The sequence below is a fragment of the Variovorax sp. GW460-12-1-14-LB1 genome, assembly GCF_059423605.1.
Genome location: NZ_JBWKYF010000016.1, coordinates 61,351 through 80,056, shown reverse-complemented (window position 1 = coordinate 80,056; position 18,706 = coordinate 61,351). Strand labels below are relative to the sequence as shown.

The following is an 18,706-nucleotide window of genomic DNA, read 5'->3' as shown; positions in this document are numbered from 1 at the left end:
GCGGTCGCACTCAATCCGGCGGCAGCGGCGCGGCGGCCGCGTCCTGCATGCATTGCAGGAAGACGCGCGTGGGCGTGTTCATCGCCTCGCTGCGCAGGCGGAAGGCGCACATGGGGCCGCGCAGCAGTTCGCCCGGCATGGCGATGCGGCGCACGAGCCCGCGCCGCTCGAAGTCTTCGGCGTAGTGGTTGGCGGTGGCCCACAGCAGGCCCGAGCTGCGCACGAGGTGCAGCGCGAGCGGGCCCGAGTCGGCCTGGATGTCGGCCGGATGCGGCCCGCCCGGGCGGCGGTGCACCGACAGCATGCGGTCCAGCTTGGGCCGCAGCGGCGTGCGGTGCGGCGGCAGCACCCAGCGCTCGTTGGCGGCCTCGGCCCAGGTCGGCGCGCGCTTGAGCGCCAGCCGGTGCCGCGGCGCCGCCACGATGCTGCTGAACTCTTCGTACAGCGGCGTGACCTCGACGCGGTTGAGGTCGACCGTCCACTCCGCGTGCGCGAGCATGAGGTCGATGCGCCCGTCCTGCAGCGCGCCGTGCAGGTCCTCGATCTCCAGCGTCTGCACCATCGGGCGCACGTGGGGCAGCATCTGCGAGGCCTGCAGCAGCGCGGCCGCGAGCCGCTGCGCCGAGAACACGGGCAGCACGCCCAGGCGCAGCTCGCCGCTCACGCCCACGCGCAGGTCGCGCAGCGACTCCTCGGCCAGCATCAGCTCGCCCAGCACGCGGTCGGCGTGCCGGACCATGCTCAGCCCCGCCGCCGTGGGCGAGATGCGCTTGGTGGTGCGCTCGAACAGGCGCACCTGCAGCGTGGCCTCGAGCTGGGCCAGCGTGCGGGACAGCGCGGGCTGGGTGGTGTTGAGCAGTTCGGCCGACTTGCTCAGGCTGAGCGTGCGGCCCAGCTGGCTGAGCAGCCGCAACTGGCGCAGCGTGAGGTTTCGTTCCAGGAAGGAGGCCATGCCCATTTATATCGGTAACGGTATGAGTACGCTCGGATTTCTCATTTGTCGCCCTCCCCCGGCCTGCCCAGAATCCGCCCACCGCCCTGGCACCCCGGAGACCCGCGATGACCGAACCGACGAAGCGATCCCTTTGCGCCGCCCTCATGGCCGCCACCCTGCTGGCCGGCCTGCTGCCCGCCGGCGCCGCGGCCCAGGCGTACCCGTCCAGGCCCGTGCGCCTGATCGTGCCGTGGGCGCCCGGCACGCCGGCAGACGTGGCGGGCCGCGTGGTGGCCGAGCGCATGGCGGGCGGGCTGGGCCAGACCGTGTTCGTCGAGAACCGGCCGGGCGCGGCCGGCACCGTGGGCCTGGGCGAGGTGCTGCGCCAGCCGGCCGACGGCTACACGGTCTACATGCTGTCGTCGGCCTCGCTGGTGGCGCCGCTGCTGTTCCCCGGCCAGTCGCTGGACCTGCTCAAGAGCCTGGAGCCGGTCGGCATGACGGCCTGGAGCTACAACGTGCTGGTGGCGCCCGCCGCCTCGACGCTGGGCTCGCCGCGCGAACTGGAGGCCGCGGCCAAGGCCCGGCCGGGCACGCTGAGCTTCGGCTCCGGCGGCAACGGCACGCCGGCGCACCTGGCCGGCGCGCTGTTCGCCCAGCAGACCGGCAGCCAGCTCACGCACGTGCCGTACAACCAGTTCCCGATGGCGGTGGGCGACCTGCTGGCCGGCCGCCTGGACACCATGTTCCTGACCGCGTCGGCGGCGCTGCCCCACATCCAGGCCGGCAAGCTGCGCGCGCTCGCGGTGACCGGCGCGCACCGCCTGCCGGCCCTGCCCGCCGTGCCCACGATGATCGAGCAGGGCTACGCGGGCTTCGAGCTGCGCTCCTTCGACGGCATGACGGTGCGCAGCGGCACGCCGCGCGAGATCGTCGAGCGGCTCGGCGATGCGCTCGCCAAGGCGCTGGCCGCCCCCGAGGTGCGCGAGCGCCTGGCCACGCTGGCGCTCGAGCCGGAGCCGATGACGCCGGCGCGCTTTCGCACCGTGCTGGCGGCCGAGTCGGACAAGTGGCTGCGCCTGGGCCGCAACGCCGGCATCAAGGCCGACTGAGCGCGCGATGCAGGCAGACATCGTGATCGTCGGGGGCGGCTCGGCGGGCTGCGTGCTGGCCGCCCGCCTGAGCGAAGACCCCGCGCTGCAGGTGGTGCTGGTCGAGGCGGGGCGGCCCTCGCGCAACCCGTGGCTGCGCATTCCCATCGGCTACTTCAAGACGGTGGGCCACCCCCGGCACGACTGGCGCTTCGAAACCGACCCCGAGCCGGACATGGCGCAGCGCCGCCTGCCCTGGCCGCGCGGCCGGGGGCCCGGCGGCTCCAGCCTCATCAACGGCATGCTGTACCTGCGCGGCCATCGCGCCGACTACGACCAGTGGGCTGCCCTCGGCAACCCGGGCTGGGACTGGGACAGCGTGCGCCCGTACTTCGACCGGTCGCAGCCCGCGGCCGACGGGCCGCTGTGGGTGTCCGCGCTGCCGCGCGATGCGCTGTCCGATGCCTTCATCGCCGCGGCGGCGCATGCCGGCATCGCGCCCACGGCCGACTTCAACGGCGGCGACAACAGCGGCGCCGGCTACTTCCGGATGACGACGCGCCACGGCCGGCGCATGGACACCGGACGGGCCTTCCTGGCGCCGGCGCGGGGCCGGCCCAACCTGCGCGTGCTGTCGGGCGCGCAAGCGACCCGCGTGTGCTTCGAGGGGCGGCGTGCCGTCGGCGTGGACTGCGTGCGCGACGGCAAGGTCGAACGCGTTTCAGCACGGCACGAGGTGATCCTCAGCGCCGGCGCCATCCAGTCGCCGCAGCTGCTGCAGCTCTCGGGCGTGGGGCCGGCCGGGCTGCTGGGCCGCCTGGGCCTGCCGGTGGTGGCGCCGCTCGAGGGCGTGGGGCGCAACCTGCAGGACCACCTGCAGGTGCGGCCCAGCTACCGCTGCCAGGGCATCGAGACGCTCAACGACATCGCCCACAGCCGCTGGCGCAGCGCGCGCGAGTTCATGCGCTACCTGCTGACGCGCGGCGGCGCGCTGAACGGCGGCGTCTACCGCGCCGGGGCCTTCTTTGCGGCGGGCGACGACGCCGCGGGGTGGCCCGATGCGCAGATCCACTTCGGGCTGGTGAGCTTCGAACGGCCGCACCAGCCGCCGCACCCGTTCCCGGGCGTGACGCTGTCGGCCTGCCTGCTGCGCCCGCACAGCCGCGGCGAGATCATGCTGCGCTCGGCCGATCCGCTGGCGGCGCCGTCGATCCGGCCGCGCTACCTGTCGCACGAAGCCGACCGCGCACTGGCCGTGCGGCTGGTGCGCAAGATGCGCGAGATCGCCGCCGCGCCGCCGCTGGCGCGCTACCTGGCGCAGGAGCACGAGCCCGGGCCCGCGCTGGCCAGCGACGCGCAGCTGCTGGACTGGGTGCGCCGCCGCGGCGGCAGCATCTTCCATCCGGTGGGCACCTGCGCCATGGGCCCCGCCGACGACGCCGCCGCGGTGGTGGATGCCCGCCTGCGGGTCCATGGCCTGCAGGGGCTGCGCGTGGTGGACGGCTCGGTGATGCCGCGGCTGGTGTCGGGCAACACGAACGCGCCGATCATCATGATCGCCGAGCGCGCCGCCGACCTCGTCAGGCACGACCTGCGCGCCTGAGCGGCCACGGGACGGCGCGCGCCAAGCCGCTTGGGCGATGAGGTTAATGCTATTTATCTAGTAGCAGACGGAAGCATCCACACGCCGGTGTCGGCGGGCGAGAGCGCCTAGAATCGGCCGGTGTCTTCTACTCTCAATGCCGATCTTCACTGCCACTCCGTGGTCTCCGACGGCACATTGACGCCCGAAGCGCTGGCCGCCCGCGCCGCCGCCAACGGGGTCGAGCTCTGGGCCCTCACCGACCACGACGAGGTCGGCGGCCAGCACCGCGCCGCCGCGGCCGCGCGCGAAAACGGCATGCGCTACCTCACGGGCACCGAGATCTCGGTGACCTTCGCGAACGAAACCGTGCACATCGTCGGCCTGGGTTTCGACCCCGACGACGCCGCCATGTCGCAGGGCCTGTACGACACGCGCGGCGGGCGCGGCAAGCGCGCGCAGGAAATGTCCGCAGGGCTGGCCAAGGTCGGCATCCACGGTGCCTACGAAGGCGCGCTCAAGTTCGTCGGCAACCCCGAACTCATTTCGCGCACGCACTTCGCGCGATTCCTGGTCGAGCAGGGCCACTGCCGCGACACCCCCGAGGTGTTCCGCAAGTTCCTCACCGAAGGCAAGCCGGGCTACGTGCCGCACCGCTGGGCCTCGCTGAAGGATGCCGTGCACTGGATCACCGCCGCCAAGGGCATGGCCGTGATCGCGCACCCGGGCCGCTACAAGTTCACGGCCAACGAGGAGTACGCGCTGTTCCTCGAATTCAAGGCGCACGGCGGCCAGGCGATCGAGGTCGTCACGGGCAGCCACACGCCGGCCGAGTTCGTCGAGTACGCCGACAAGGCGCTCGAGTTCGATTTCGCCGCCTCGCGCGGCAGCGATTTCCACAGCCCCGACGAGAGCCACTGCGATCTCGGCAAGCTGCCACCGTTGCCCGGCAGCCTCACGCCGGTGTGGGAACTGCTCGGCCACCGCATCCAGCAGTGAGCCAGAGCCCCGGGCCCGGCATCGACAGCGCGGCCACCGCCGCGCTCGCCCAGGCACGCGCCGCAGCGCAGACCCGCCGCCGCACCGAATCCGAACGCATCCTCGCGGGCATCGGGCTGGTCATTTTGGCGGTGGCCTGCTTCGCCACGCTCGATACCGCCACCAAGTACTCGACGCTCGCCGTGCCGATCCTCATGGGCGTGTGGTTCCGCTATGCCTTCCAGGCCGTGGCCACCACGCTGGTGCTGCTGCCGCTGCGCGGCACGGCCCTGCTGCGCACGCAGCACCCGCGCTACCAGGCGCTGCGCGGGGCGCTGCTGCTGGGCTCGAGCCTCTTTGCCTTCCTGAGCCTGCGCTACATGCCGCTGGCCGAGTTCACGTCGATCGTGCTGATCGCGCCGCTGGTGATCACGCTGCTGGCCGCCACCACGCTCAAGGAGCAGGTGTCGCCGCTGCGCTGGACGCTGGTGGCCGGCGGCTTCATCGGCACGCTGGTCATCCTGCGACCGGGCGGCGGCAGCTTCAGCTGGGCCGTGCTGCTGCCGCTGGGGCTGGTACTGACCAACGCCTGGTTCCAGGTGCTCACCAGCAAGCTCGCGCAGACCGAGAACCCGCTGACCATGCACTTCTACACGGGTTGGGTCGGCACGCTGCTGGCCTCGGTGGCCGTGCCTTTCGCCTGGACCGCCCTGCCCTCGTGGGAATGGTGGGCGCTGCTGTGCCTCATGGGTTTCATGGGCACGGTGGGCCACTTCATGCTGATCCTGGCCTACCAGCGCGCGCCGGCCTCCACCCTCACCCCGTACCTGTACGCGCAGATCGCCTTCGCGATGCTGGGCGGCTGGCTCATCTTTTCCCACGTGCCCGACCGCTTCTCGCTGATCGGCATGGCGATGATCGCCGTGTGCGGCGCCGCCGGCGCGTGGCTCACCGTGCGCGAGCGGCGCGTGCCGATCGAACCGGCGGAATCCTGATCAGGAGCAATTCACCATGGCCCAGTACTTCGAAGTCCACCCCGAGAACCCCCAGCAGCGCCTGCTGAAGCAGGCCGTGGCGCTGCTCGCGCGCGGCGAAGTCGTGGCCGTGCCCACCGACTCCAGCTACGCGCTGGCCTGCCACCTGGACGACAAGGACGCGGTCGACCAGTTGCGCCGCATCCGCCAGGTCGACGACAAGCACCACCTCACGCTGCTGTGCCGCGACCTGAGCGAGCTGGCCAACTACGCGCGCGTCGACAACAAGCAGTACCGCCTGCTCAAGGCCGCCACGCCCGGCCCCTACACCTTCCTGCTCGAAGCCACCAAGGAAGTGCCGCGCCGCGTGAGCCATCCGCAGCGCAAGACCATCGGCCTGCGCGTGCCCGACCACAAGGTGCTGCTGGAGCTGCTGGAGCTGCACGGCGCGCCGCTGCTGGCCACCACCCTCATCGCCCCCGGCGAGACCGAGGCGCTGAACGACGCGCAGGAAATCCGCGAGCGCTTCGAGAAGCAGATCGGCGCCGTCATCGACGCCGGCGCCTGCCCGTCGCAGCCGACCACCGTGGTCGACCTCACGCCCATGGGCACGGGCGACGACCCGGTCGTGGTGCGCCAGGGCCGCGGTGCGCTCGCGGTGCTTGGCCTCTGACGAACGGCTCGGCCGCCCCATTCCTCTCTGACACAATCGCGCAGTGGATATTTCCAATCTGATACAGAACGTACTGATCCTCGCACTGCCGGTGATCTTTGGCATCACCGTGCCCGCCGCGATCAGGGGGCGCGTGGCGAATCGATTCGGTGACCCTACGGCGACCCTCATGGGCCGGGTGTCGCTGAACCCACTCAAACATATCGACCCCATCGGCACGCTACTCATACCAGCCGTGCTCTACGTTCTGAGCTCGGGTGCATTTCTGTTTGGCTACGCAAAGCCGGTGCCCCTTGATCCGCGCAACCTGCGCAATCCGAAGCGCGACATCATCTGGGTTTCGTTGGCCGCGCCCCTTACCAATTTCGCGATGGCCGCAGGCTGGTTACTCCTGCTCATCCTGTTGCGCGTCTCGGGTATCGAAGAGCCTTTCTTCCTGAAGATGGCTGCAGGCGGTATCCAGTTCAATCTCGTGATGTGGGCGCTAAACCTTTTCCCGCTACCTCCGTTCGATGGCGGCCACGTGCTGATGGCGCTGCTGCCGCGCGGATCAGTGCAAAATTTCATATACCGCATCGAACCCTATGGCTTCTTCATCGTGATGGGCCTGATGGTTGTAGGCCTCTTCACCACCTTCTGGCTGCGGCCACTGGTGAGCGTCGGCACTTCGCTTCTCGATTTGCTTTTCACACCGCTCATGCTGCTGCTGCGCTAAGTTCTCATCTATGGCTTCGTCTTCCCCAGCTCCCCTGCGCGTCCTGACCGGCATCACGCCGTCGGGCACGCCTCACCTCGGCAACTACGTCGGCTCCATCCGCCACTCGGTGCGCCAGAGCGTCGCGGCCGGCGTCGAGAGCTACTTCTTCCTGGCCGACTACCACGCGCTCATCAAGGTGCAGGAGCCCGCGCTCATCCAGCGCTCCACGCTCGAGATCGCCGCCAGTTGGCTGGCCTGCGGGCTCGATCCCGAACGCGTCACCTTCTATCGCCAGTCGGACATCGCCGAGATCACCGAGCTCACTTGGTTCCTGACCTGCGTCACCGGCAAGGGCGTGCTCAACCGCGCCCACGCCTACAAGGCCCAGCTCGACAAGAACATCGCCAAGGGCGAAGAGCCCGATGCCGACGTCACGGCCGGCCTGTTCATGTACCCCGTGCTGATGGGCGCCGACATCCTGATGTTCAACGCCCACAAGGTGCCCGTGGGCCGCGACCAGGTGCAGCACATCGAGATGGCGCGCGACATGGCGCAGCGCTTCAACCACCAGTACGGCGAGCACTTCACGCTACCCGACGCCGAGATCGACGATGCGGTCGCCACCTTGCCCGGCCTCGATGGCCGCAAGATGAGCAAGAGCTACAACAACACGATCCCGCTGTTCGCGCCGCGCGCACAGCTGCAAAAGCAGATCGCCAGCATCGTCACCGACTCGCGCGCGCCCGGCGAGCCCAAGGACACCGAAGGCTCGGCCCTGTTCCAGATCTACCAGGCCTTTGCCAGCGCCGAGGAAACCGAAGCGCTGCGCAAGGCGTACGCCGACGGCATTGCCTGGGGCGACGCCAAGCAGGTGCTGTTCGAGCGCATCGACCGCGAAGTGGCGCCGCTGCGCGCGCGCTACGAGGCGCTCATGAACGACCCGGCCGAGATCGAGCGCATCCTGCTGCTGGGCGCCGAGAAGGCGCGCAAGCTGTCGCGCCCCTTCATGACCTCGCTGCGCCATGCAGTCGGCCTGCGCAACCTCGCGGCGGGCCGCGACGGCGCCGGTGCCAAGGCTGCCAAGGTGGCGAAGCCCAGCTTCAAGCAATACCGCGAGAAGGCCGACGGCCTGTTCTATTTCAAGCTGCTCGATGCGCGCGGCGAAACCCTTTTGCAAAGCCGTGGATTCGCGTCACCGCAGGAAGCGGGCCGTACCATCGCCGACTTGCAGGCGCGGCGCGGCGCGGCGCTCACGGCACTGGCCGCGCAGCTCGAACCGGTCGACGCGCAACAGGCTCGCGCCGCCACCGAGGCGCTGGAGGCACTGGCGGAGGCAACGTCCACCACCCAGGGACATTGATCCGGCAACAACCCGCGGGCCATCCGCCGGCGGGTGTGACAAGAGAGAAGACGGTGCGATCACAAAGGAAGAAAACATGAGCATTTATGTCATCGACGACCACCCCCTGATGCGCGACGCGATCGTGATGGTCCTGCGTCGCCTGCGCCCCGCCGAGAACATCGTCGAGCTCGAGCGGCTCGACAAGCTCGCCAGTTCGGTCCAGCAGCGTGGCGCGCCCACTCTTTTCTGCCTGGACCTGAAGCTGCCGGACACCAATGGCGTCTCGGGCGTGATCGCGGTCAAGCAGGTCTATCCGAACGTGCCGATCGCCGTGTATTCGGCAGCCCCGGCCGCCGACATGGAAGACGCCTGCATCGAGGCTGGCGCTGATACCTACATCGAGAAGTCGGCCAGCTCCAACGAGCTGGCAGCCGCCCTGCGCGGCCTGCTGATGGCCGGGTCGGAAGACGACACCGAGGAGATGCCGGCCGCCAACAGCGGCAAGCTCTCCAAGCGCCAGACCCAGCTGATCGCCATGCTCGACAAGGGCATGAGCAACCGCGACATCGCCACCGACCTGGAGATCAGCGAACACACGGTGAAGGTGCACCTGTGGCGCCTGTTCCGCCGTCTGGGCGTGAAGAGCCGTACGCAGGCCCTGCACTATGCAAGAACGAATGGGCTGTTGTCTGGCTAACCCCCAGGCTTCGCGCACTTCGTGTCGCTACGCCAACCCCCTTGCAGGGGGCAACACCTGAGGCCCGGCAGAGCCGGTTCCTCGGTGTTACTGGAAGGAAAAAACCGCGCAACAGCGCGGTTTTTTTATGGGCGCGTCGCTCTCGTGCTCAGCCGCCCGACGCACTCACCCGCGCCTGCGCCACCGCCTCGTCGGCGTCGTGCAGCGCCACGCGGAACACGCTGCCGCTGCCCAGGCGCGAGCGCACGCTGACTGGGTGGCCGAGCACGTGCGACAGCCGCGCCACGATGGCCAGGCCGAGGCCGAAGCCGTCGGAGGTGCCGGCGTGGTCGGCGACCTTGTAGAACTCCAGGAACACGTCGCGCAGGTGCTCGGGCGCGATGCCGATGCCGGTGTCCCACACCTCCACGCGCATGCCCTCGCGGGTCTGGCGCGCGGCCAGCAGCACGCCGCCTTCGGTCGTGTACTTGATGGCATTGGCGAGCAGGTTGCCGATCATGCGGCGCACGCGGATCGGGTCGGTGAGGAACGAGCCCTCGGTCACGTGCACCCGGAAGTCCAGGCCCCGGCTCTCGGCCACGGGGCGGTACTGCAGCTCCAGGTCGTGCAGCAGCTCGGTGACCCTGCCTCGTTTCCACGTACATCAAGTCATGCAGCCAAGAGGCTGCGCTCTCTTGTGACCGGGGCGAGGTATCCGTTTGCCGAATGAATTCGCACGCGGTTATAGAAGCCCTCGATCCAGTCCACGATGTCCAGGCGAGCCTGGTCCCGAGTGTCATAGCGTACCTGGTAGATGCGCTCGACCTTCAAGGTTTTGAAGAAGCTTTCCATCGCCGCGTTGTCCCAGGCGTTGCCCTTCCTGCTCATCGACATCGTGATCCCGAAGTCCGCCGCCAGCCGGCGGTACTCGTGGCTGGCGTATTGACTGCCCCTGTCCGTGTGAACGAGCAGCCCGACACCGGGCTTGCGTTGCCAGTAGGCCGATCTCAAGGCCGCGCACACCAGCTTCGCATCGATCGTCTCGGACATCGACCAACCCACGATGCGGCGGCTCGCCAGATCCATCACCGCGGCCAGATACAGCCAACCTTCGCCCGTGGCGACATAGGTTATGTCGGCCACCCATGCACGATTGGGCTGCCAGCCGTCGAAGCGCCGATCCAGAATGTTGGCGACCACCGGCAACCGATGCACGGAATCGGTGGTCACCACATAGGCGCGCCTATAGACCGGCCGCAGGCCCTGGCGCCTGAGACTTCGACGAACACGCTCGGCGCTCACGCACTGGCCCTGCTGGCGAAGCTGCTGCGTGATACGAGGCCGTCCGTAGCTTCTTCGGCTGTCACGATGGATTGTCGCCACCTGCGCATCCAAGGCCTCGTTCGCCAGCGCCCGTGCGCTGGGCGGCCGCACGCGCCACTGACAGTACCCCGTGCGGGACACCAACAACACCCGGCACAGCCGGCTGACCGTGTACTCGTCGCGATGATGCTCGATCCAGGCGTACTTCATCGCGACACCTTGGCAAAGTACGCCGTCGCTTTTCGAAGTATTTCCACATCCAGCTTCGCATCGGCGAGCTCCTTGCGAAGGCGGCTGTTCTCGGCTTCCAGTTCGCTCACCGGCCGACGCAACGGCTGCGCAGGGGTCTCAGGCGAAGGCACCAAGTCCACTGGCCTGCGCTTGCGTGACCAGTTGCTCAACGTCGCCGAGGGGATTCCCAGCCTTCGTGCGGCCTCATGGCCACCCACCGAATCGGACAGCCTGATCGCTTCGATCTTGAACTCGTCCGTGTATTGCCGCTTGGGCACCTTGCCATCTCTCATTTCGTTTCTCCGTACTCCAGAAGGTATCAACTTCTTGCTGTACGTGAAATCGAGGCAGGGTCACGGCCACGTCGACGCGCTCGATGTGCAGGCGCACCTGGCCCGCGTCGATGCGCGCGAGGTCGAACATGGAGTCGAACAGCGCATTCACCGCGTGGGTGGCGCGCACGATCTTCGGGGCCAGTTCGAGCACCAGCTCGGGCTCGTTGCGCAGCCAGTCGGCGTACAGCGACAGCGCCAGCACGGGCTGGCGCATGTCGTGCGCGGCGCTGGCCAGGAAGCGGTTCTTCATGGCCACGGCCGACACGGCCGCCTGCCGCTGCTGCGTGAGCGACTTGATCAGGATGTGGTTGTGGAACAGCAGCTCCAGGCTGTTGCGCGCGGTCTCGTGGATGTTGCGGCCGGCGCGCAGCAGCAGGAACCAGTGCAGCGCCGGCAGCAGCGGCATGAGGTAGCCGTACTGGAAATGCGGGTGCTGCATGGTGACGGCCACGAGGCGCACCAGCACCGCGCCCAGCATGGTGATGAACAGCGTGTTGACGTAGCGCTTGAGCAGCGGCGGGTGCAGCGCCAGCCCGTTGAGCGGGAAGGTGCCCACGCCGGCCACGATGAGCCAGCTCATGAACTGGTTGACCTGCGGCGTGCGCTCGAAGAACAGCAGCACCGAGCAGCCCCAGACCACCGCGCTGGTGCTCCACACGAAGCCGTAGCGGTCGGTGAACTGCTGCTGCGCGACCGCGCTGCGCCCCGCATAGCGCACGGCGTACACGCGCGCGCCCCAGGCCCGGCAGGCGGTGGCGATGATGCCGGCGGCCAGCCAGGTCAGCAGCTCCCAGCGGGGCACGTGGCCCCAGCTCAGGCCGACCATGGCGGGCATGAGCGCCGCCGAGACGAGGTAGGAGCCGCGCGCCGAGCGCATCAGGCTGCGGATGAGTTCTCCGCGCACCCACGACTCGGCCTCGTCGGCCGACGCCGGAGCGGGTGTCACGCTTGCGATCGACGCATTCGCCATGGATGCATGACCGTGGTGGATTCGGCCAAACCAGAGAAAGATGGAGACAGGCGCCGGCGCCGGAAGTTCGCGATCTTAACGGCCTGTCGGCCATGGTTTCGGGAAGTAACCGCAGAAAATCCGCCCGCCCCGCGCAGCGGTCCGCCGCGACGCCCCGTTTACCATGCGGGCTGCCGACACATACCGCACGCCATGCTGAACAACATCACCCCTTTCCTCGTCCACTGGGCCATCACCGGCATCTCGCTGTGGGTCGCCAGCCATCTCTTCAAGGGACTCAAGTTCGACAGCACCTCGGCGCTGATCGTGTCGGCGCTGCTGCTCGGGCTGGCCAACGCCATCGTCAAGCCGCTGCTGATCTTCCTGACCCTGCCGCTGACGCTGCTGACCTTCGGCCTGTTCCTGCTGGTCATCAACGCGCTGATGATCCTGCTGGTGGCGGCGCTGGTGAAGGGCTTCAAGGTGTCGGGCTTCTGGACCGCGCTGTTCGCGAGCATCTTCGTCTCGCTGCTGAGCATCGTCATCGGCTCGTTCGTGACGGGCGGCGACCCGGCCGAGCAGATCCAGATGCCGCAGGGCGGCAACTGGCTCTGAGCGAGCCCCCGCCGGCGGAGACGGTGATGATCCCGTTCCACATCGAGCAGCGCGAAAGCGCCTGAGGCGGTTGCGCGCGAAATGCCGCGCGCTCTTCGGAATCAGTGGGACGACCGGTGCGGCTTCGCGGGAAAACCGTGCGCACGCGATGCCCAGGCAATCAGAAGGCCGGGAAGCAACAGCGCCAGCAATGCCCATGGGAAAGCGCCGACGCCCGATGTCTCCAGCAACACGCCACCGACGATGCCGCCGCCCGCAATGGCGATGTTCCACACCGTGACGAGGATGGATTGCGCCACGTCCGCGCCGGGGCCGGTTGCTTCGGCCGACGCGGTCTGCAGCAAGGCCCCGGAGCCGCCGAAGGTCAGCCCCCACGCGGCCACCGCGACATAGACCACCACTGGCTGCGTGCCGGCGACGCCCAGGGCCAGCGACGCCAGCGCAAAGCCCGCGAGGGCGAGCAGCACCAGCGAGCGCAGCATGCGGTCGATGAGCAGCCCGCTGATCCAGATGCCGGCCAGCGATGCCACGCCGAAGACCAGCAGCACCGCATCGACCCGATCGGACAGGCCCGCCGGCGCCAGGAACGGCATCACGTAGGTGTAGAGAATGCTGTGCGCCAGCACCCACAGCGCAAGCACGGCCAACACCGGTCGCACGCCGGGCGTGACGAAGATCCGGCGCACCGGCGCGCGCTTTTCGGCCGTCTGCCCCGGATAGTCGGGCACCTGCAGGAAGACCCAGGCCATCACCGCCAGCGTGAGCAGCGACATGCCGCCGAACGCAGTGCGCCAGCCCAGCGTGGCGCCCATCAACGTCCCCAGCGGGACGCCCAGCGACAACGCCAGCGGTGCCCCCAGCCCGGCCACTGCCAGCGCGCGCCCCTTGAGGTGCTCGGGCACCATGCGCCGCGCATAGCCCGCCAGCATTCCCCAGATCAGGCCGCCCGCCATGCCGGCCATGAAACGCGCAACCAGCGCGACTGCATAGCTCGACGTCAGCGCCGTGAGCGTGTTGAAGGCCAGCACGGCGACCAGCGCCGCGATCAGCAACGGCCGGCGCCGCCAGCCCAGCGTGGCCGCCGTCAGCGGAATGGCCGCAACCAGCGAGCCGATGGCATAGAGGGTCACGAACTGGCCCGCGAGCGCTTCCGACACGCCCAGGTCCTGGCTGATGCGCAAGAGCATGCCGGCCGGCATCGTCTCCGTCAGCAGTGCCAGGAAGCCGGTCATCGACAAGGCCAGCAAGGCGGCCACGGGCAGTCGTTCAGCGCGCTCGCCCCCGGTGGCGGTTGTGGTGGTCATTCAGTTGTTTTCCATCGTCTGTGCCCGCGTTGGCCGGGTGGCCCGCGTTGGCGTTCACCGCAGTGTGGGCGGGAATGCATCAATGAAAAATGGGCTAAAGTTTCAAATACATATGACTCTCCAGTCATCAATCAAAGTCGCTCCATGGAAAACTTGGGTTCGCTGAACGTCTTCGTTCGCGCCGGCGAAACGCGCAGCTTCACGGCCGCGGGGCAGCAGTTGGGCATCTCGGCCTCGGCCGTCAGCAAGGCCATCGTGCGGCTCGAAGAACGGCTGGGCGTGCGGCTGTTCCATCGCTCCACGCGCACCGTCCACCTGACGCCGGAAGGCGCGCTGTTCCTGGAGCGCTGCCGGCGCATCCTTTGCGAGGTGGAATCGGCCGAAGCGGAACTGCTGCAGACACAGAGCGCACCCCGCGGCAAGCTGCGCATCAGCCTGCCGTCGGTGGGCACGCTGTTCATGCCCAAGCTGGCGGCGTTCAAGCGGCTCTACCCCGACATCGAACTGGACATCGACTACGCCGACCGGCTGGTGGACGTCATCGAGGAAGGCTTCGACGCGGTCATCCGCACCGGCGAGCCCAGCGATTCACGGTTGATGGCGCGCCGCATCGGCTCGTGCCGTAAGGTGATCGTCGGTGCGCCGGCCTACTTTCGCCGGGCCGGCGTGCCGCGCGAACCGCAAGACCTGGCAAGCCACGCCTGCCTGCTCTATCGCTTTCCCAGCACCGGCAAGCTGGACGTGTGGCCGCTGGGCCTTGCGGCCGGCGCGCCCGCCATCGACCTGCCGGCCAGCATGGTGACCAACACGCTCGATCCGCAGGTCTGCTTTGCCGAGCAGGGACTGGGCATTGCCTGCGTGCCGGAGATCGCCGTGCGCCAGCAACTGGAACAGGGCCGCCTGGTCACGGTGCTGGACGACCACAACCGCGAACACATGATCTTCCACGTGCTGTGGCCGTCGAGCCGGCAGCTGTCGCCCAGGATCCGTGTGTTCGTGGACTTCATCGCGCAGCACCTGTTTCCGCTTTCGGGTGCGCTGGAGCAGCCGATTCGCTCAGGTCAGCGCTGCGCGCCTGCCATGTAGTCCACCGTGAGCTGCGTCAGCGTGCGCACGCCCACCAGCAGGCTGGCCTCGTCGACGAAGAAGCGCGGCGAGTGGTTGGGCTCGGCCTTGTTCGCGTCGCGGCCGGGCGGCGTGGCGCCGATCATCACGAACAGGCCGGGCGCCTTCTGCGCGAAGAACGAGAAGTCTTCGCCGCCCGTGCCCTTCGGGATCACGATCGGCGTGGCGCCGGGCACGCGCTGCAGGCTGGGCACCATCTTCGCGGTCAGGGCCGGGTCGTTCACGGTCGGGGCGTAGCCGTCGGCTTCGACGCGGACCTCGGCCGTGCCGCCGCCGCTTTGCGCGATGTGCGAGGCGGTCTCGCCCATGCGCTTGATGATGAACTGGCGCATCTCGTCGTCGTAGGTGCGCAGCGTGCCGCTCATCTCCACCGAGTCGGGAATGATGTTGTAGCGCGTGCCTGCGTTGAAGGTGCCCACGCTCAACACTGAGGGCTCCTTGGTCACGTTGACCTGGCGGCTCGCGATGGTCTGGAAGCCCAGCACGATCTGCGAGCCCAGTACGATCGGGTCGACCCCGCTCCAGGGCTGCGAGCCGTGCGTCTGGCGGCCCTTCACGCTGACCTTGAAGGTGTCCGAGCTCGCGGTGATGGGGCCGGGCTTGTAGCCGATCTGCCCGGTGTTCAGGGCCGAGACCAGGTGCAGGCCGAACACCGCGTCGGGCTTGGGCGCGTCGAAGGCGCCTTCGGCCAGCATGCGGCGCGCGCCGCCGATCTCGGCATTGGGCAGTTTTTCTTCGGCCGGCTGGAAGATCAGCTTCACGGTGCCGGGCAGCTGCGCCTTCATCGAGGCCAGCACCTCGGCCACGCCCATGAGGATCGCCACGTGGCCGTCGTGCCCGCAGGCATGCATCACGTCGACCGTGGCGAAGCCCCACTGGGCACGCGCCTTGGAGGCGAAGGGCACGTCGACCTGTTCCTTCACGGGCAGCGCGTCCATGTCGGCGCGCAGCGCCACCACCGGGCCGGGCTTGCCGCCGCGCAGCGTGGCGACCACGCCGGTGACGGCCACGCCTTCACGCACCTCGTAGCCCAGCGCCTTCAGGTGGGCCGCGACCAGCGCGGCGGTGCGCTTTTCCTGGTTGCCCAGCTCGGGGTGCTGGTGGATGTCGCGACGCCAGTCGATCACCTTCTGCTCGATGGCCTTGGAGCGCTCGGCGATCAGCGGGTACAGCGGCACGGCGGCGGCCGGTGCGGGCGGCGTGGCCGCAGCAGGCGCCTCTTGCGCCGAGGCGCACAGGGACGAGACGGCAAGGACGATGGGCAGGCACAGGCGCGTGGCCGGACGGAATCGGTGGGACATGGTGAGGTGTTGTGAGAAAAGCAAGGAAGGGAAGGACCCGCCGGGCGGGAGCCCTTCGTCTGCACGGCCCCGTCGGGCCGGCAGCCGATGCGCCCTTGTCTGCCGCCCGACCCCGTGAGCGTAGGAAGGCCACCGATTGGCGTCCAATCGCTTTTGCATCGACTGATAATGATTGCCTATCGATGGCCGCCGACACACCTACGCCCTCCTCCGTGCTGCACGAGCGGCTGCTCGCGCGCCTGCGCCTGCGCCACCTGAAGCTCATCGACGCGCTGGCCGCGCACTCGCACCTGCGCCGCGCGGCCGAGGCGATCCACATCAGCCAGCCGGCGGCCACGCAGATGCTGCAGGAGGTCGAGGGCCTGCTCGACACGCCGCTGTTCGAGCGCCACGCGCGCGGCATGCGCATCACCGAGGCCGGGCGCCTGCTGGCACTGCACGCGCGCATGGTGATCGACGCCATGCAGGTGGCCAGCGACGGCCTCGCGGCGCTGGCCGCGCAGGAGACGCGCGCGCTGCGCATCGGCGCCATCGAGGCAGCCATCGCCAGCGTGCTGCAGCCCGCGCTGAACCTGCTGCATGCGAAGCACCCCAAGCTGCGCCTGTTCATCGAGGAAGGCAACATCGAGCGGCTCACGATCGGCCTGCGCGCGGGCGCCTTCGACGCCGTGCTGCTGCGCCAGCCGGCGCGCGTGCCCGATGCCCACCGCTTCGTGCCGCTGCGCAGCGACGAGGTGGTGGTCATCGCCGGCATCGGCCACCCGGCTGTGCAGCGCAAGCGCCTGCGGCTGCGCGACCTCGCCGATTCGCGCTGGGTGCTGCCGCCCGCGCACTTCGCGGTGCGCCAGGTGATGGAAGCGGCCTGGGCCGCCGAGCGGATCGTGCCGCGGCCGCATGCCATCCAGGTGCTCACGCCGCAGCTGGTGCGCGCCCTGCTCTCGCAGCCCGACGTGGTGGTGCCGGTGCCGCGCACCGTGCTCGACCAGCTCGACCGCTCGGCCGTGGCCGAGCTGCCGCTGCGCATGAACGCGCCCATCGCGCCGCTGGGCATCCTCTACCGCACCGACAACGAGGTCGGCCCGCTGCCGCTGCTGGTCGATTTCCTGGTCGCGCAGGCGAAGAAGAAGCCATAGAGAGCGCTTCAGGCGGTTTTTTCATGCGGGCAATGCCCCTCTTCACACCCGCTTAACTGTGGGGCCGCACACTCGACGCCACCCGCCCGTCCCCTCGGGACATGGCACGGTTTCCGCTCTGTAAAGTTCGCCGCCCCCGTGCCGCGGCATTGAACTCGACGGCGCGAGCCCGCTCCATCTTTGGCTTTCGTTACTTCTGCCTGTCCATGCCCGTCCACTTTGCCTCCCGCTCCGCCCCGCTCCTCACGGCCCTGTGCATCGCCGCCGCCCTCGCGGGGTGCTCGCGCACCAATGTGGAGGCTCCCGGCGCAGCCAAGGCGGCCAACGCCCCCGCGAAAGAAGTCGGCATCGTCACGCTCAAGTCCGAGGTGCTGGCCCTGAGCACCGAACTGCCCGGTCGCACCGCGGCCCCGGTGATCGCCGAGATCCGCCCGCAGGTCGGCGGCATCCTCAAGGAGCGCCTCTTCACCGAAGGCTCGCAGGTCAAGGCCGGCCAGGTGCTCTACCAGCTCGACCCCGCCTCGCTGCAGGCGGCCCACGCCAGCGCGCAGGCCAGCGTGCGCAAGGCCGAGTCGGCCTTGGCCACGGCCCGCACCGTGGCCAAGCGCAATGCCGAGCTGGTGAAGATCGACGCCATCAGCCGCCAGGTGTTCGACGAGACCCAGGCCGCCGAGCAGCAGGCCGAGGCCGACCTCGGCGTGGCCCGCGCCGCCGAGCAGACCGCGCGCATCCAGCTGGGCTACACGCGCATCACCTCGCCGATCACCGGCTGGGCCGAGCTGTCCACCGTCACGCCGGGCGCGCTGGTCACAGCCAACCAGGCGGCGGCCATGACCACCGTGCAGCAGCTCGACCCGATCCACGTGCACGTCACGCAGTCGAGCAGCGAGCTGCTGCGCCTGAAGCGCGAGCTGGCCAGCGGCCGGCTGCAGCGCGCCAGCGACGCCGAGGCGCGCATCCAGCTGCTGCTGGAAGACGGCAGCCCCTACCCGCACGCGGGCCGCCTCACCTTCAGCGGCGTGACGGTCGATGCCGGCACCGGCAGCGTCACGCTGCGCGCCGTGGTGCCCAACCCCGACAAGCTGCTGATGCCCGGCATGTACGTGCGCGCCGTGCTGCAGGAAGGCGTGAACGACGCCGCGCTGCTGGTGCCGCAGCAGGCCGTCACACGCGCGCCCGACGGCAGCGCTTCCACGCTGGTGATCGATGCCGAGGACAAGGTCCAGAAGCGGCCCATCCGCATCGGCCGTGCCATCGGCACGCGCTGGCAAGTCATCGACGGCCTGGCCGCGGGCGACCGCGTGCTCATGGAAGGCTCGCAGCGCGTGAAGGTGGGCGACAAGGTGCGCACGGTCGACCTGGGCGCGAAGCCGGCCGGCACCTCCGTCGCGAGCGCCACGCCTGACACCACGTCGGCCGCGTCCGCCACCGTCGCGCGCTGAG

General features: G+C 69.2%; 16 protein-coding genes and 2 pseudogenes. 12 read left to right on the top strand and 6 right to left on the bottom strand.

What is annotated here, in order from left to right:
• Nucleotides 1–10: 10 nt before the first annotated feature.
• Complete coding sequence (locus tag AC07Y4_RS11150; protein ID WP_487850344.1) at nt 11–952, bottom strand: LysR family transcriptional regulator; 942 nt, start codon at nt 950–952, stop codon at nt 11–13.
• Nucleotides 953–1,059: 107 nt separating this feature from the next.
• Here AC07Y4_RS11150 and AC07Y4_RS11145 point away from each other — a divergent pair, with 107 nt between their 5' ends.
• From AC07Y4_RS11145 to AC07Y4_RS11110, 8 genes are all read left to right on the top strand, one after another.
• Entirely contained in the window at nt 1,060–2,046 is a 987-nt protein-coding gene (locus AC07Y4_RS11145) for a Bug family tripartite tricarboxylate transporter substrate binding protein (protein ID WP_487850343.1), read from the top strand.
• Between the two features lie 7 nt (nt 2,047–2,053).
• Nucleotides 2,054–3,628, top strand: a complete 1,575-nt coding sequence (locus AC07Y4_RS11140) for a GMC family oxidoreductase (protein WP_487850342.1) — start codon at nt 2,054–2,056, stop codon at nt 3,626–3,628.
• 120 nt (nt 3,629–3,748) lie between these two features.
• The gene (locus tag AC07Y4_RS11135; RefSeq protein ID WP_159278052.1) at nt 3,749–4,606 is read left to right on the top strand and encodes a 3',5'-nucleoside bisphosphate phosphatase; all 858 of its coding nucleotides are present in this window, start codon (nt 3,749–3,751) and stop codon (nt 4,604–4,606) included.
• Nucleotides 4,603–5,580 carry a DMT family transporter gene (locus tag AC07Y4_RS11130; protein ID WP_307694629.1) on the top strand — a complete coding sequence of 326 codons (978 nt, stop codon included), beginning with the start codon at nt 4,603–4,605 and terminating at the stop codon, nt 5,578–5,580. Before AC07Y4_RS11135 ends, AC07Y4_RS11130 begins: the two co-directional genes overlap by 4 nt.
• Before the next feature lie 16 nt (nt 5,581–5,596).
• Nucleotides 5,597–6,232, top strand: coding sequence for an L-threonylcarbamoyladenylate synthase (locus AC07Y4_RS11125; protein WP_095744107.1), 636 nt, complete (start codon nt 5,597–5,599; stop codon nt 6,230–6,232).
• Between the two features lie 43 nt (nt 6,233–6,275).
• Nucleotides 6,276–6,947, top strand: coding sequence for a site-2 protease family protein (locus AC07Y4_RS11120; protein WP_487850341.1), 672 nt, complete (start codon nt 6,276–6,278; stop codon nt 6,945–6,947).
• Nucleotides 6,948–6,957: 10 nt separating this feature from the next.
• Nucleotides 6,958–8,289, top strand: a complete 1,332-nt coding sequence (locus tag AC07Y4_RS11115) for a tryptophan--tRNA ligase (protein WP_487850340.1) — start codon at nt 6,958–6,960, stop codon at nt 8,287–8,289.
• A gap of 76 nt (nt 8,290–8,365) precedes the next feature.
• Nucleotides 8,366–8,968 (top strand): LuxR C-terminal-related transcriptional regulator, encoded by a 603-nt coding sequence (locus AC07Y4_RS11110; RefSeq protein ID WP_056578680.1) that lies wholly within the window; start codon nt 8,366–8,368, stop codon nt 8,966–8,968.
• Nucleotides 8,969–9,116: 148 nt separating this feature from the next.
• Here the strand turns inward: AC07Y4_RS11110 and shkS are convergent.
• The 3 genes and pseudogenes from shkS to AC07Y4_RS11095 all read right to left on the bottom strand — a co-directional run.
• Nucleotides 9,117–9,602, bottom strand: a pseudogene (gene shkS, locus AC07Y4_RS11105) (surface-behavior sensor histidine kinase ShkS); the annotation flags it as partial.
• A 14-nt stretch (nt 9,603–9,616) separates the two neighbouring features.
• Nucleotides 9,617–10,794 (bottom strand): IS3 family transposase gene (locus tag AC07Y4_RS11100; protein ID WP_495274525.1). Its coding sequence is split into 2 segments (ribosomal slippage): nt 9,617–10,509 and nt 10,509–10,794, totalling 1,179 coding nucleotides; the frame shifts between segments, so codons are not numbered across the junction.
• A gap of 37 nt (nt 10,795–10,831) precedes the next feature.
• Nucleotides 10,832–11,806, bottom strand: a pseudogene (locus AC07Y4_RS11095) (sensor histidine kinase); the annotation flags it as partial.
• A gap of 192 nt (nt 11,807–11,998) precedes the next feature.
• On the opposite strand from AC07Y4_RS11095, the gene AC07Y4_RS11090 reads away from it, so the two are divergent.
• On the top strand, nt 11,999–12,400 hold the full coding sequence (locus AC07Y4_RS11090) for a phage holin family protein (RefSeq protein ID WP_062482043.1): 402 nt from the start codon (nt 11,999–12,001) through the stop codon (nt 12,398–12,400).
• Nucleotides 12,401–12,501: 101 nt separating this feature from the next.
• Here the strand turns inward: AC07Y4_RS11090 and AC07Y4_RS11085 are convergent, their stop codons facing one another.
• On the bottom strand, nt 12,502–13,704 hold the full coding sequence (locus AC07Y4_RS11085; protein ID WP_495274524.1) for an MFS transporter: 1,203 nt from the start codon (nt 13,702–13,704) through the stop codon (nt 12,502–12,504).
• Nucleotides 13,705–13,848: 144 nt separating this feature from the next.
• On the opposite strand from AC07Y4_RS11085, the gene AC07Y4_RS11080 reads away from it, so the two are divergent.
• On the top strand, nt 13,849–14,790 hold the full coding sequence (locus AC07Y4_RS11080) for a LysR family transcriptional regulator (RefSeq protein WP_487850338.1): 942 nt from the start codon (nt 13,849–13,851) through the stop codon (nt 14,788–14,790).
• Here the strand turns inward: AC07Y4_RS11080 and AC07Y4_RS11075 are convergent.
• Nucleotides 14,766–16,130: an amidohydrolase gene (locus AC07Y4_RS11075; RefSeq protein ID WP_495274523.1), complete on the bottom strand. Its 1,365-nt coding sequence runs from the start codon at nt 16,128–16,130 to the stop codon at nt 14,766–14,768. The genes AC07Y4_RS11080 and AC07Y4_RS11075 overlap by 25 nt on opposite strands.
• A gap of 182 nt (nt 16,131–16,312) precedes the next feature.
• Between AC07Y4_RS11075 and AC07Y4_RS11070 the strand changes: the two genes are divergently transcribed.
• Together AC07Y4_RS11070 and AC07Y4_RS11065 are read left to right on the top strand one after the other, a co-directional pair.
• The gene (locus tag AC07Y4_RS11070; RefSeq protein ID WP_487850336.1) at nt 16,313–17,263 is read left to right on the top strand and encodes a LysR substrate-binding domain-containing protein; all 951 of its coding nucleotides are present in this window, start codon (nt 16,313–16,315) and stop codon (nt 17,261–17,263) included.
• Nucleotides 17,264–17,469: 206 nt separating this feature from the next.
• On the top strand, nt 17,470–18,705 hold the full coding sequence (locus AC07Y4_RS11065; RefSeq protein ID WP_487850335.1) for an efflux RND transporter periplasmic adaptor subunit: 1,236 nt from the start codon (nt 17,470–17,472) through the stop codon (nt 18,703–18,705).
• Nucleotide 18,706: the final 1 nt, after the last annotated feature.

Excerpts from the sequence above, each read along its gene's own strand:
- AC07Y4_RS11150 (WP_487850344.1), bottom strand. The coding sequence starts at position 952 with ATGGCCTCCTTCCTGGAACGAAACCTCACGCTGCGCCAGTTGCGGCTG.
- AC07Y4_RS11145 (WP_487850343.1), top strand. The coding sequence starts at position 1,060 with ATGACCGAACCGACGAAGCGATCCCTTTGCGCCGCCCTCATGGCCGCC.
- AC07Y4_RS11140 (WP_487850342.1), top strand. The coding sequence starts at position 2,054 with ATGCAGGCAGACATCGTGATCGTCGGGGGCGGCTCGGCGGGCTGCGTG.
- AC07Y4_RS11125 (WP_095744107.1), top strand. The coding sequence starts at position 5,597 with ATGGCCCAGTACTTCGAAGTCCACCCCGAGAACCCCCAGCAGCGCCTG.
- AC07Y4_RS11115 (WP_487850340.1), top strand. The coding sequence starts at position 6,958 with ATGGCTTCGTCTTCCCCAGCTCCCCTGCGCGTCCTGACCGGCATCACG.
- AC07Y4_RS11110 (WP_056578680.1), top strand. The coding sequence starts at position 8,366 with ATGAGCATTTATGTCATCGACGACCACCCCCTGATGCGCGACGCGATC.
- AC07Y4_RS11090 (WP_062482043.1), top strand. The coding sequence starts at position 11,999 with ATGCTGAACAACATCACCCCTTTCCTCGTCCACTGGGCCATCACCGGC.
- AC07Y4_RS11085 (WP_495274524.1), bottom strand. The coding sequence starts at position 13,704 with ATGACCACCACAACCGCCACCGGGGGCGAGCGCGCTGAACGACTGCCC.
- AC07Y4_RS11080 (WP_487850338.1), top strand. The coding sequence starts at position 13,849 with ATGGAAAACTTGGGTTCGCTGAACGTCTTCGTTCGCGCCGGCGAAACG.
- AC07Y4_RS11075 (WP_495274523.1), bottom strand. The coding sequence starts at position 16,130 with ATGTCCCACCGATTCCGTCCGGCCACGCGCCTGTGCCTGCCCATCGTC.
- AC07Y4_RS11070 (WP_487850336.1), top strand. The coding sequence starts at position 16,313 with ATGGCCGCCGACACACCTACGCCCTCCTCCGTGCTGCACGAGCGGCTG.
- AC07Y4_RS11065 (WP_487850335.1), top strand. The coding sequence starts at position 17,470 with ATGCCCGTCCACTTTGCCTCCCGCTCCGCCCCGCTCCTCACGGCCCTG.